At 64.1% G+C, this 13,706-nt stretch carries 8 protein-coding genes and 3 pseudogenes; 9 read left to right on the top strand and 2 right to left on the bottom strand.

Features of this window, described 5'->3' with window-relative positions; all coding sequences use genetic code 11:
- The gene (locus ACVMIM_RS26985; RefSeq protein WP_476115602.1) at window positions 1-1,389 is read right to left on the bottom strand and encodes an aminotransferase-like domain-containing protein; all 1,389 of its coding nucleotides are present in this window, start codon (window positions 1,387-1,389) and stop codon (window positions 1-3) included.
- Between the two features lie 275 nt (window positions 1,390-1,664).
- Between ACVMIM_RS26985 and ACVMIM_RS26980 the strand changes: the two are divergent.
- The 9 genes and pseudogenes from ACVMIM_RS26980 to otsB all read left to right on the top strand — a co-directional run bounded on the left by ACVMIM_RS26980 (window position 1,665) and on the right by otsB (window position 12,249).
- Window positions 1,665-2,844 (top strand): annotated as a pseudogene (locus ACVMIM_RS26980) (ABC transporter ATP-binding protein).
- Window positions 2,841-3,893, top strand: a pseudogene (locus ACVMIM_RS26975) (ABC transporter substrate-binding protein). The pseudogenes ACVMIM_RS26980 and ACVMIM_RS26975 overlap by 4 nt, the downstream one beginning before the upstream one ends.
- Window positions 3,894-3,902: 9 nt before the next feature.
- The gene (locus ACVMIM_RS26970) at window positions 3,903-4,724 is read left to right on the top strand and encodes a hypothetical protein (protein WP_476115601.1); all 822 of its coding nucleotides are present in this window, start codon (window positions 3,903-3,905) and stop codon (window positions 4,722-4,724) included.
- Between the two features lie 122 nt (window positions 4,725-4,846).
- Complete coding sequence (locus tag ACVMIM_RS26965; RefSeq protein ID WP_476115599.1) at window positions 4,847-5,182, top strand: ABC transporter permease; 336 nt, start codon at window positions 4,847-4,849, stop codon at window positions 5,180-5,182.
- Between the two features lie 3 nt (window positions 5,183-5,185).
- Complete coding sequence (locus tag ACVMIM_RS26960) at window positions 5,186-6,004, top strand: ABC transporter permease (protein WP_476115598.1); 819 nt, start codon at window positions 5,186-5,188, stop codon at window positions 6,002-6,004.
- A gap of 156 nt (window positions 6,005-6,160) precedes the next feature.
- A complete protein-coding gene (locus ACVMIM_RS26955) occupies window positions 6,161-7,219 on the top strand; it encodes a glycosyltransferase family 4 protein (protein WP_476115596.1) in 1,059 nt (352 codons plus the stop codon).
- 153 nt (window positions 7,220-7,372) lie between these two features.
- Window positions 7,373-9,535: an amylo-alpha-1,6-glucosidase gene (locus ACVMIM_RS26950; protein WP_476115594.1), complete on the top strand. Its 2,163-nt coding sequence runs from the start codon at window positions 7,373-7,375 to the stop codon at window positions 9,533-9,535.
- 147 nt (window positions 9,536-9,682) lie between these two features.
- Window positions 9,683-11,467 (top strand): alpha,alpha-trehalose-phosphate synthase (UDP-forming), encoded by a 1,785-nt coding sequence (locus ACVMIM_RS26945; RefSeq protein ID WP_476115593.1) that lies wholly within the window; start codon window positions 9,683-9,685, stop codon window positions 11,465-11,467.
- The gene (gene otsB / locus ACVMIM_RS26940; protein WP_476115591.1) at window positions 11,464-12,249 is read left to right on the top strand and encodes a trehalose-phosphatase; all 786 of its coding nucleotides are present in this window, start codon (window positions 11,464-11,466) and stop codon (window positions 12,247-12,249) included. Before ACVMIM_RS26945 ends, otsB begins: the two co-directional genes overlap by 4 nt.
- Window positions 12,250-12,287: 38 nt before the next feature.
- On the opposite strand, the pseudogene ACVMIM_RS26935 reads toward otsB, so the two are convergent.
- Window positions 12,288-13,598, bottom strand: a pseudogene (locus ACVMIM_RS26935) (efflux RND transporter permease subunit); the annotation flags it as partial.
- Window positions 13,599-13,706: the final 108 nt, after the last annotated feature.

The raw sequence follows: 13,706 nt of genomic DNA, 5'->3' as shown, positions 1-13,706 counted from the left end.
TTAGACGAAGCCCGGCAGCTGCAGGTGGCCGGCGGCGAGCAACTCGGCCATGGTGGTGAGCGCCGAGCGCAGGTCCTCGAGCGAGCGCGCCGCGCCGACATTGATGCGCACGCCGTGCTGCGCCGGCTCGCGCCCGACGGCGAAGGCGTCGCCCGGCAACACGGCTACACCACGCTCCAGGCAGGTGCGGGCAAAGCCGGCGCCGCGCCAGGGCTCCGGCAGGCGCAGCCAGGCATGGGTCGATGTCGGATGCGCCTGGATGTCGAAGCGACCGAGGATTTCGCTCAAGATCGCTTGGCGCTGGCGCAACTCCTGTTTCTGGATATCGATGATACGGCCGGCGGCACCTTCCTCGATCAGCCTGGCGCCGATCAGCGCCGTCAACGGGCTTATGCTCCAGCAATTGATGCGCAGCGCCGCCGCGACCTGGCCGGCGATCGGGCGCGGGGCGATAACGAAGCCGAGGCGCAGGCCGGGCGCCAGGCATTTGGACAGCGCGCCGAGATGGATCGTCAGCTCGGGTTCGAGGCTGGCGAAGGAGACCGGCGGATCGTCGGCCAGGGGCCGGTAGACGTCATCCTCGATGATCAGCACATTGTGGCGCCGCGCGACAGCGGCCAGTTCATGCCGGCGCTCCTCGCTCAGCGTGATCGTCGTCGGATTGTGCAACGTCGGCACGAGGAAAACGGCACGCGGGCGAAGCTGCGTGCAGGCAGCCTCGAAGGCGTCCGGGCGCATGCCGCCGCGATCCATGGCGACGCCGCGCAAGTCCAGCCCGTGGACCCGGCACAGCGCGTTGATGCCCTGGTAGGTCACCTCGTCGGCAAGTATCACCTCGCCATCCCTGGTCACGGCGCCAAGCACGCAGTCGAGGCCATGCTGGGCGCCGGCTGCCAGCACGACACGGTCTGGGTCGCCATCGCCTGCGACCGATTTCAGCCAATCGGCGACCGCCGCGCGTCCCCAAAGCGGCCCCTCCGGCGGATGATAATCCTGCAGCGAGGCGTAATGGCGATCCTTTGAAAGGCGCGGCATCAGCGCCGCGAGCGCGTCGAGATAGGCTGACGTGGGCGGCCGGTTGACGGAGAGGTCGATGATGCCGCTCTGGTCGCTCGACGCGGACACGAATCCTGGACGTTCGACAATGTCGCGGGCAGCGACCGTCGTGCCGCGTCCAGGGCGTGCCTCGAGCAGGCCCTGCTCCTGCAGGGTGGACAGCGCCCGCGTCACGGTCGTGACGTTGATGCCCAGGGCGCGCGCGATCTCGCGCTGCGGCGGCAGCCGGTCGCCCACGGCGAGCGTGCCCGCGGCGATGCGTTCGGCGATCGCGTCGGCCAGACGGCGATAGACCGGGCTTTCATCCTCGGTGAGGCGAAGATCTTCGAGCATGAGGGATTCGAACTGCGGCACGTCTCACTTTGTCGGGCATCTAGCATAAGACAATGATCCACACAATAGACCTTGTCCGACATCAAACCTCGCAAAAATAACTATACAATTTCCGGCTTGACTGGGAAAGTTGTCCGCATCTATGGTGGATTTCAGCTTAATTGTGTGACCATACAAGTCGGACAGCGCTGTTTCGGCAGACCGCACCCGGGAGGACGAAGCATGGATCGCAAAGCATGTAACGAATCGCTCGACGGCAGCCGGGATTGCGCGCGATGAGAGTCGGCCAGGCCTTCGCACCGACCGGCGGAACAGCGATTGCGCATTCCGCGCAAGCGAGCGCCGGCCAAGGCTTCGTCGAATTCGCCGACGTCGAGAAATCTTACGACGGCCGCAGCTTCGCGGTCACGCGGATGAACCTTGCCGTCGCGCGGGGCGAGTTCCTGACGCTGCTCGGTCCGTCCGGCTCCGGCAAGACGACGACGCTCAACATGCTCGCCGGTTTCGAGCGGCCGACGCATGGCACGATCACGCTGGAAGGACAGCCGGTCGATCGCTTGCCGCCTTACCAGCGCAACATAGGCATGGTGTTTCAGAACTATGCGCTGTTCCCGCATATGACGGTCGAGGAAAATGTCGGCTTCCCGCTCTCCGTTCGTCAGGTGAGCAAGGCCGACATCGCGGCCCGCGTCGGCCGCGCGCTCGACATGGTGCGGCTGAAGCAATTCGGGGACCGCCGGCCGGCGCAGCTTTCCGGCGGCCAGCAGCAGCGCGTGGCGTTGGCCCGCGCGCTGGTGTTCCAGCCGAGTCTGGTGCTGATGGACGAGCCGCTCGGCGCGCTCGACAAGAAATTGCGCGAGCACATGCAGCTCGAGATCAAGCAGATCCATACGATGCTCGGCGTCACGATCGTCTATGTCACGCATGACCAGAGCGAGGCGCTGACGATGTCGGACCGCGTCGCGGTGTTCAACAATGGCGGCATCGCCCAGCTTCGGCTCGCCGGACGATCTCTACAACGCTCCGCAAAGTTCCTTTGTCGCGAGCTTCATCGGCGAGAACAATACGCTGGAGGGCGTGGTCGATCGCGTTTCGGGAGAGCAATGCCGCGTTCGGCTGAATGGCGGCGGCGAGATCACCGCGCTGGCGGTCGGGGTGACGCAAGGGAGCATCTGCCACGTCGCCGTCCGGCCCGAGCGGCTCAGCCTCTCGGCCGCCGTCAATGGCGGCAATGCGCTATCGGCGACCGTCGATGGGCGCATCTATCTCGGCGATCACCTGCGCCTTCTGGCCAGGCTCGCCAACGATCAGGTGCTGACCGTCAAGGTCGGCCCCGAAGCGACGATGGCGAACGGCGAGACCGTGACGGTCTCTTGCGCGCCCAACGATTGCCGCGCCTTTCCGGTCGATGCCGGAACGGGCGGCGCCATTCCAAAACAGGGGAAACCATCATGAAACATGTGAGGACACATCTCATCGCGCTCGCGGCCGCCACGGCCTGCGTGACCATCGCCGGCGCCGCTTTCGCCGAGGAGCTGTCGATCATGGCAAGCGGCGGCGCCTGGCAGGATGCGCAGCGCAAGGCCTGGTTCGAGCCGTTCGCCAAGGAAACCGGCGCCAAGATCCTCGAGCAGGAATATCTCGGCGATCTCGGCAAGGTGAAAGCCATGGTCGAGACAGGCAATGTGCCGATCGACCTGGTAACGGTCGAGACCGCGACCGTGCTGCAGGGTTGCGACGCCGGCATCCTCGAGCGGCTCGACTATTCCAAGATCGCACCGCGCGACAAATTCATTCAAGGGTCGGCGCTGGATTGCGGTGTCGGTCTGGATGCCTATGGCGACATTCTCGCCTATGACCCGACCGTGCTCAAGGAGGCGCCGACCTCGGTGCTCGACCTCTTCGACACGACGAAATTCCCGGGCAAGCGCGCCATGCGCAAGTCCCGGCGCAGAACCTCGAATGGGCTCTGATGGCCGATGGCGTCGCACCTGCCGACGTCTACAAGGTGCTGGCAACGCCGGAGGGCGTCGACCGCGCCTTCAAGAAGCTCGACACCATCAAGAAGGACATTGTGTGGTGGGATGCCGGCGCGCAGCCGGCGCAGCTTCTGGCTTCCAAGGAAGTGGTGATGACGACCGCCTGGAACGGCCGCATCCAAAACGCCATCGACACCGACAAGAAGCCGTTCAAGATCGTCTGGAACAACCAGATCCTCGAATACGATATGATCAGCATTCCGAAGGGCGCCCGCAATACGGAGCTCGCCTACAAATATCTCGCCTATATCAGCGAGCCCAAGAACAACGCCAAACTCGCCAGCTACATCACCTATGGCCCGGTTCGCACCGACGCGGCGTCCTTTCGTCGCTCCCGATGCGCTGCCGAAGCTGCCCAATGCTCCCGACCATCTCAAGGGCGCCTATCTGGTGGCCGATACCGAGTTCTGGGGCGACTATGGCGAGGACCTCGTCAAGCGCTTCAATGCCTGGCTCGCCCAGTAGGACGGCGAAATGTCGGCGCTTCAGCCCAGCGAACTCGACCGGCCGACGCTGGCCCGCGACCGGTCAGCCGCCGACAGGGACCTGAAGTCCGTGTCGGCGGCGCTCCGGCGCGCCGAATTCGGCGACCGGATGCGCTCGCTGCTTCTGGCGGCGCCGCTGCTCATCCTTCTGGTGCTGAGCTTCGGCATTCCGATCGTGCTGCTTCTCTCGCGCGCCGTCTACGACCCGACCATCGCCGACGCCTTGCCGAAGACCGCGCAGGCATTGGGCAACTGGAACGGCCAGGGGGTGCCGGGCGACGACGCCTTCGCAGCGTTGGCGGCGGACCTGAAGGAAAACCAGGCCAAAGGCACGGCCTATGAGCTGGCCAAGAGCCTTAATGCCCGCCTGCCAGGCGCGCGCAGCCAAGTGCTGAAGACGGTGCGCAAGCTCGAAAGCGCCGACGGCCCGGCCGCGCTCGACGCGGTGAAATCGGTGCCGTTCTGGTCCGCGCCGTCGACCTGGCCGGCCATCCGGAGCGGCACCCGCAGCCTTACCTCCTTCTATCTGCTCAGCGCTCGACCTGCGCTGGAATGCCGATGGCGGCATCGAGCAGGTGCCGCCCGAACAGGCGATCTTCATCCAGGTGTTTCTGCGCACCTTCTTCGTCGCCGCATCGGTGACGCTGGCAACGCTGATCCTCGGTTTTCCGCTCGCCTATCTGATCGCCAACGTGCCGAAGGGGCTGGCGGCCATCCTGATCGTCGCGGTGCTGCTGCCGTTCTGGACCTCGATCCTGGTGCGCACCGCCGCCTGGACGGTGCTGTTGCAGAAGTTCGGACTGGTCAATGATTTCCTGCTTCTGATCGGCGTTACCAGCGACCGGCTCGACCTGATGTACAGCCGCATCGGCCTGATCATCGCCATGACGCATATCCAGCTGCCGTTCACACCTGCTGCCGATCTACAGCGTCATGCGCACCATTCCAGCCTCGCAGATGAAGGCGGCCTATTCGCTGGGCGCCAGACCCTTCACCGCCTTCCGCCGCGTCTACATTCCGCAGGTGTTCCCGGGCGTGATGGCCGGCTGCATGCTCACCTTCATCCTGTGCCTCGGCTATTACATAACCCCGGCGCTGATCGGCGGGGCGAGCGACCAGTTGATCAGCAATTTCATCGCCAACTACGTCAATGTCGAACTGAACTGGGAGATGGCGGCGGCGCTGTCCTTCATCCTGCTCGTCTTCACGCTGGCGCTGTTCGGCATCTTTGCGCGCGTCCTTGGTCTCGACCGCCTGAAGCTGGTGTAGCCCATGCTGCTGTCTCCCTATCCCACAACAGGCGAACGCATCCGCATCACGCTGCTGTGGATCTGGTGCGGGCTGGTCATCCTGTTCCTGCTGGTGCCGATCCTCATTCCGGTGCCGCTCTCCTTCAACAGCGGCGCCTTCTTCATCTTTCCGCTGGAGGGGATCTCAACGCGCTGGTACGAGGTGGTGCTCGGCACGCAGCGCTGGCAGTCGGCGATCGGCAACAGCCTGATCGTCGCCTTCGGCACGACGGTGATCGCGACGACGCTCGGCACGCTGACGGCGATCGCGCTGTCCGACGAGAAGTTCCCCGGACGTCGCATCATCATGCCACTGCTGTTGTCGCCGCTGATCGTACCGGTGGTGATCACCGCTGTCGGCTCGTATCTGTTCTACGCCCGCGTCGGGCTCGCCAGCACCTATGCCGGCATCATCCTGGCGCATACCGCGCTGGCCAGCCCTTTCGTTGTGGTGACGGTCGGCGCCAGCCTCACGGGCTTCGACCGCAACCTGATGCGGGCCGCGGCTATCTCGGGCGCCAGGCCGCTGACGTCGTTCTTCCGCGTCATGCTGCCGCTGATCCTGCCCGGCGTGCTCTCGGGAGCGGCCTTCGCCTTCGTCACCTCTTTTGACGAAGTGGTCGTCCTGCAGTTCCTGGCCAGCGCCAGCCAGCGCACCATGCCGCTCGAAATGTTCATCGGACTGCGGGAGAAATTGAGCCCGGCAATTACTGCAGCGGCAACCTTGATGATGGGGCTGTCGATATTGTTGCTCTTGGTCGCCAACATCCTGGCGCGGCGTGGGCGCAAGGCCCCAGCCTAAATTAGTTTATGCAATTCCGGACGGAAGGCTACGGCGGATGCGCCGAGGCTAACCGCTTCGCACTTTTCCTGGAATTGCTTTGGCCCCGCGGCCAATTGGGCAGGAACGATCTCGCGGCTGACGCATTTTGCCTCGCGTCAGCAGCCGAGGGACCAAATGCGCATAGCTCATGTCGCGCCGCTCTATGAATCCGTGCCGCCGAAACTCTATGGCGGGACGGAGAGGATCGTTTTCTACATCACCGAAGCGCTGGTCGGGCTCGGACATGATGTGACTCTGTTCGCGAGCGGCGACAGCGAGACGTCGGCCAGGCTGGCGCCTGGACGCGACCAGGCGATACGCCTCGATCCGCGGCCGAAGAAATCGGAGATCGCCGCGCATCTGGCGATGCTTGCCGATGTGCGCGAGCGTGCCGGAGAGTTCGACGTCATCCATTTCCATCTCAGCCACTTCCTGCATTTTCCGTTCTTCGAAGAAATCGCGGGGCGGACCGTGACGACGCCGCATGGACGGCTCGATTATGTGGATCTGGCGCCGGCCTACAAACGCTTTCCGCGTTTCCCGATGATCTCGATTTCGCACAGCCAGAAGCGTGGCCTGCCGGATGCGAACTGGCTCGCCACGATCCACCACGGGCTGCCGCTCGACGCCTACCAACCGACCTATGAGCCGCAGCCGGAGGAACCATATCTCGCCTTTCTCGGACGCCTGTCGCGCGACAAGCGGCCGGACCGCGCCATCGAGATCGCGCGCCGGTCCGGGTTGAAGCTGAAGCTGGCGGCCAAGATCGGCGACGACGACCGCGCCTATTTCCGCGACAACATCGAGGCGCTGATCGACGGCGACCGCGTCGATTATGTCGGCGAGATCACGGAAAACGAAAAGGCCGCGTTTCTCGGCAATGCGGCGGGCCTGCTGTTCCCCATCGACTGGCCCGAGCCGTTCGGCCTCGTCGCGATCGAGGCCATGGCCTGCGGTACGCCGGTGATTGCGTGGAACCAGGGCGCCCTGCCGGAGATCGTCGATAACGGCGTCACCGGCTTCGTCGTGGACAGCGTGGACGGTGCGGTCGCGTCGATGCCCGCGCTTCTCGATCTCGACCGGCGGCAGGTGAGGGAAGCCTTCGAGAAAAGGTTCTCGGCGACAAGAATGGCGCGCGACTATCTTGTTGCCTATATGCGTCTGACCGGCACGCCGGAGGCCAAAGCCTCCTGACCTTGATGCCTTAGAGCCGAACGATTTTCAGGTCTGTTCGACCTGAAATTCGAATCCGGCTCTAAATCAAAGAGATAGAGCATGATGTCGCCCGAAAGCCGCTTCACACTTTTCGGCATCATGCCCAGGGCGGGGCAAACAAAGAGGTGACGAATGATGGAGCTCGACGAGCGCAAGCTCGATCCCGCCGTAGCCCTTTCCTCACTCGACGAGACCGCGCCACGCGAACCGCATCGGCTTTTTGCGCTCAAGCAGGGCGACTGCTTCGCCGTGGCCGATGCCTATGGCGATATCAGAGGGTCGGGCGACGGCTTCTTCCGCGACGACACCCGCGTGCTTTCCGAATTCCGGCTGACCGTCGGCGGCAGGCCGATGTCGCTGCTCGGAGCCTCGCTCAGCCAGGACAATGTGCTGTTCACGTCCAACCTCACCAATCTCCCGATCCAGAGTGCCATAGGCCGCGATATTCCGCAGGGTGCGATCCATATCGAACGTGTCAGGCTGCTGTGGCAGGACAGGCTGTTCGAGCGCATCACGCTTTCCAACTATAGCCGCGAGCATTCGACCATCACCGTCTCGCTGCATTTCGCCGCCGATTTTCGCGACATGTTCGAGGTGCGCGGCTCGACCCGGGTGAAGCGCGGCACGACGCATGTCGCCAAAACCGATAAGACTTCGGTGCTGCTCGGCTATGACGGTCTGGACGGCCTGCCGCGACTCTCCGCGATCTCCTTTTCGCAGGCGCCCGAACAGTTGAGCGACAATCGCGCCGATTTCCTCATCGCGGTGACCAAGCGCAGTCAAAAAGTGCTCTATATCGAGGTTGGTCCCGAGGTCGCCGATCCGCCCGATCGCGACCGCTTCCGCGCCGCGGCGGCGCGGGCCCGCTTCGGCATGCGCGCCAAGCGCAGGCATGGCGCCACGGTGCACAGCTCGGGCCGTGTCTTCAACGATTGGGTCGAGCGCGCGCGCGCCGATGTGGCGCTGCTTACCACGGAGCTTCCGACGGGGCCCTATCCCTATGCCGGCATCCCGTGGTTCTCGACGGCATTCGGCCGCGACGGCGTGATCTCGAGTCTGCAGATGCTCTGGCTTAATCCCGGGCTGGCGCGCGGCGTGCTGGCTTTTCTGGCCGAGCATCAGGCGACGGAGACCTCGCCCTTCAGCGATTCCCAGCCCGGCAAGATCATGCATGAGACGCGCAAGGGGGAGATGGCAACGCTGCGCGAACTTCCTTTCGGCCGCTATTATGGCGGCGTCGACACCACGCCGCTCTACATCCATCTGGCTTCCGCCTATGCCGACCGCACCGGCGACATGGCCTTCATCGACAAGCTTTGGCCTTCGCTGAAAGCCGCCGCCGAATGGACGGAGGAGGCGAGCCGCGCCACCGGTTTCGTGACCTACCAGCGCGCCGCCGAGTCGGGCCTTGCCAACCAGGGCTGGAAGGACAGTTTCGACTCGGTTTTCCATGCCGACGGCCGCATCCCCAAGGGGCCGATCGCGCTGGTCGAAGTGCAGGGCTATGTCTTTGCCGCCTTCCGCGGCATGGCGGCGCTCGCACGCCGCCGCGGCGAATTCGCGGACGCCGAGCATTGGGAGGGCCGCGCCGAGGAAATGCGGGTCGCCGTGGAACGCGACTTTTGGCTGGAAGACATGAACTTCTACGCCTTGGCCATCGATGGCGAGGGCCAGCCCTGCAAGGTGCGTACCTCAAATGCCGGGCACCTGCTTTTCGTCGGATTGCCGCAGCCCGAGCGTGCCAAGCTGGTCGCCGACCAGCTGCTGTCGGCATCCTTCCATTCCGGCTGGGGACTGAGGACGCTCGCCGACGACGCGGTGTTTTTCAACCCGATGTCCTACCACAACGGCTCGATCTGGCCGCATGATACGGCGCTCTGCGGCGTCGGCCTCGCACGCTACGGCGAACGCGACAGTGTGGTGCGGTTGATGAGCGGCACGTTCGAGTCGGCCGTGCATTTCAACATGCGGCTGCCGGAGCTGTTCTGCGGTTTCGCACGGGCGCCCGGCGAGGCGCCCATCGCCTATCCGGTGGCCTGCCTGCCGCAGGCCTGGTCGGCAGGCTCTACCTTCATGCTGATGCAGGCATGCCTGGGGCTGGAGATCGATGGCTGGCAGGGTGAATTGCACGTCACGCGCCCGAGGCTGCCGATCGGCATCGACACCCTTATGATCAGGCACCTGACGGTCGGCGACAAGACGATCGATCTCACCTTCCAGCGGGTCGGCGACCGCGTCGGAGCCTTTCTGTCCGATCGGCATGAAGGCCAGGTGCCGCTCATCGTGCGTACATAAACAAAGCGCTGCAACCCTGCGTTCAACAGTCGAAAATGTCGGAACTGATCGCCGGTTTGTGCGTTCCAAACCTACCCCGGTCTGCCCGTCTGCGGCCGGCAAGAACGAAAACAATTAATGGACGGCCGGAGGCGACCTGGCATTTCAATGACACAATATGGCGTCTTGTTACTGGTCCTTATCTTCGCAAGCCTTGGACTTTCCGTATTCGCGATCTTCATTTCGTTTTCCCGGTACCGTCGCAATCACCCGAGGACTTCGACTTTGCCGGGCCTAGGTGAGGACGTTGCCACCGAGGCGGCGCGAAAGATGCTGCGTGAGTTCGAGAAGAACGGGCAGTCGGTCGACGCGGCTCTGGTGACATGGTCGCCGGATACGCTGCGCAAGATCCTCGCCGACGAACTGCCGGATGCGCAGGTGATCGTCGTTTCCAATCGCGAGCCCTATATCCACAACGAAACCAGGGATGGCGGTGTCGAACTTGTCGTGCCGGCGAGCGGACTGGTTTCCGCGCTGGAGCCGATCACACGAGCCTGCGCCGGCACCTGGATCGCCTATGGCGGCGGCAGCGCCGACCGGGCGGTGGTCGACGGAACCGACCGCGTGCAGGTGCCGCCTGGCCATCCCTCCTACACGCTGCGCCGGGTCTGGCTCAGCGACGATGAGTATCAAGGTTATTATCTGGGCTTCGCCAACGAGGGCCTCTGGCCGCTCTGCCATATCGCCTTCACACGGCCGATTTTTCGCGAGTCGGACTGGGAGGCCTATGAAGCCGTCAACCGCAAATTCGCCGACACGGTGGTTGCCGAGGCTCGCAACGAGCGGCCGATCGTGCTTGTCCAGGACTATCACTTCGCGCTTTTGCCGCGCATGATCCGCGAGCGTCTGCCCGAGGCGATCGTCATCACCTTCTGGCACATCCCCTGGCCGAACTCGGAAGTGTTCAGCATCTGCCCTTGGCGTGAGCGCATCCTGGACGGCCTGCTCGGCAGTTCGATCGTGGGTTTCCATACCCAGTACCACGCCAACAACTTCACCGAGAGCGTCGACCGCTTCATGGAAAGCCGCATCGAGCGCGCCGATGCCGCCATTTCCTACGGCGGTCAGGTGACGCTGGTGCATTCCTATCCGATCTCGATCGAATGGCCGGTCGACCTCCTGAAAGCCTTGCCCAGCGTCGAGGAGTGCCGGGTGCGCGTCCGCAAGCGGTTCAGGATTCCAGCCGGCGCCAAGCTCTGCGTCGGTGTCGAGCGTCTCGACTACACCAAGGGCATCCTCGACCGCTTCCACGCGCTTGAAGAGCTGTTCATTCGCCATCCCGAAATGGTGGGCAAGGTCGTGTTCCTGCAGATCGCGGCGCCGAGCCGCGGCACGCTGCCGGCCTACAAACAACTCCACGAGGAATGTCTGCGCTGTGCCGAGGAGCTCAACCAGCGCTACGGCAGCGAATTCTATCGGCCGGTGGTCATGGTGGCCGAGCACCATTCGCAAGCGGCGGTCTATGAACTCTATCGCGCCGCCGACATCTGCCTGGTCACCAGCCTGCATGACGGCATGAATCTCGTCGCCAAGGAGTTCGTCGCGTCGCGCGACGACGAGCAGGGCGTGCTTTTGCTCAGCACCTTCGCCGGCGCCTCGCGCGAGCTGCTGGAGGCGCTGATCGTCAATCCTTACGACGCGGCGATGATGGGCGAGGCGATGCTGCAGGCGCTGACCATGGGACCGGACGAGCAGCGTGAGCGCATGCGGCGCATGCGCGAAATCGTGCGCGACAACAATGTCTTTCGCTGGGCCGGCAGCATGCTGCTCGACGCGGCGCGGCTGAGAAAGCGCGGAGACCTGGACCGGGTCACATACGACCGGCCGGCGAGCCCCACCGGCGACAATGTCGTATCCATGTTCGAACGCAAACAGGCAGTCGGATTCCGATGAACAGTCAGGCAGACCTTACCCCGCCGCTTCCCGAAGGCCGGTGGGCGCTTTTCCTCGACATCGACGGGACCTTGCTGGAGCACGCGGCGCATCCCGACGCCGTCTCGGTCAGCAAGGAACTGCGCGTTCTCCTGGAGAGGATCGAGCGGCGGCTCGACGGCGCTCTCGCCTTCATCACCGGGCGATCGATAGCAGCCGTCGACCATCTGTTCGACCCGCTGAAATTGCGGATCGCCGGCCTCTACGGGCTGGAGCACAGGCTCCTGCCGGACGGAAAGATCGAAGCCGCGGACGAGCCGGCGGATATGGCGGCACTTGCCGACGAGATCGAACTGGAGCTCGCAAGCAAGGCCGTCTATGTCGAGCGCAAGGGTCCGGTGCTCGCCATTCACACGAGAGCTGCGCCGCAGCTTCTGGCCCGGGCGACGGAGCTGGTCGAGGCAGCGCTCGCGCGCTTGCCGCGGGGCTACCGCGTGATCGCCGGCAATACCGGCGTCGAACTGATGCCGCTCGAAGCCGCCAAGGGCGCCGCGATCCGGCGCTTCATGCAGCTCGATCCTTTCACCGGCAGGCGTCCGGTCTTCCTCGGCGACGACACGTCCGACGAGAACGGTTTCGATACGGTCAATGCCGCAGGCGGCATATCGATCCGCGTGAAGCCGCAGGGCGAGACGGCTGCCCGCTTCGTTATCGAAGATGTCGCAAGCGCCATTGCCTGGCTCGAAGCCAATTTCGGCGCTCCCGCCGATGAGGCTTCACCGTTGCGGGCCCTGACTGCCTGAATATCGGTCCGCCTGATTGTTCGCTTGCCGCCAGCGATTTACTCGGCCGCCAGCTTGCGTCGGGCAAGGCTGACCTCGTCCAGCGGGAGTTCCGGCTCCTCCTGGCTTTCGTCGCGGTTTGCGAACGAGCTCAGCCAATGCGAAAGGTCGTCCAGGTAAAGATAGATGACCGGCGTGGTGAAGAGCGTGAGCGCCTGGCTGACGAGCAGTCCGCCGAACATCGTGTAGCCGAGCGGCTGGCGAATTTCCGCGCCGGTGCCGTTCTCCAGCATCAGCGGCAAGGCGCCGAGCATCGAGACCACGGTGGTCATCATGATGGGCCGGAACCTGAGCAGGCAGGCCTGGCGGATCGATTCCAGCGAACTGAGATGCTGGTCCCGCTCCGCCGCGATGGCGAAGTCGACCATCATGATACCGTTCTTCTTGACGATGCCGATGAGCAGGATGACGCCGATCAGCCCGATCAGGTTGAACTCCATATGGAAGACGAGCAGCGTGCCCAGCGCGCCAAGTCCGGCGGAGGGTAGGGTGGAGAGAATAGTCAGCGGGTGGATGTAGCTTTCATAGAGGATGCCGAGGATCAGGTAGACCACGACTAATGCGCCGAGGATAAGCACCGGTACTGAAGAGAGCGATTGTTGGAAGGCCTGCGCCGTACCTGTGTAGTTGGTCTGGATGGTCGCAGGCAGCCGCATCTCGGCGGCGGTCCTGTCGATCGCGGCGGTGGCCTGGCCGAGCGCCACGCCGGGCGCCAGGTTGAAGCTGATCGTCACCGACGGGAACTGGCCTTCGTGGTTGATGACCAGCGGCTGAACCGGTTTGGTCGTCCATTTGGCGATGGCCGAGAGCGGCACCTGCGAACCGCTCGACATCGTCAGATAGATCTGGTCGAGCGCCTTGAGATTGCCGCGCAGTGACGGCAGCACCTCGAGGATCACGTCATAAGTCGAAAGCTGCCTGAAATACTGAGCGATCTGACGCTGTCCGAAGGCGTCATTGAGCGTGTTGTCGACGTCGTTCGCCGTCAGTCCGTAACGCGCTGCCTGGTCGCGATCGACCTGCAGCGTGAGCGTTGTGCCGGAGCTCATCTGGTCGGTCGAGACGTCGCGCAATTCGGGCAGGCGCTGCAAGGCCGTCAGCAGCTTGGGCGCCCAGCTGTCGAGCGTGTCGAGATCGCTGCTTTCGAGCACATACTGATATTGCAACGCGGACAGCTTGCCGCCGACACGCACGTCCTGCGAGGCCTGCATGAACAGCCGCGCGCCCTGGACGACTGAAAGCTTCGGCTGCAACCGCCGGATGACCTGATCGGCCGAAGCGGCGTGACCGTTCCGAGCCCATAGAGGTAAAGCGGGAAATCGGCCTTCCGCACGGTGGCGACGGTGACCGGGACCTTGGGCGCGGGCTGCGCCGACGCCGCGGTCGTGGCTGCCTTTGCGTGGGCGTGATTGCGCCAC

It is taken from the genome of Mesorhizobium sp. USDA 4413 (assembly GCF_056280365.1).
This window is presented reverse-complemented; position numbering and strand designations above follow the sequence as displayed.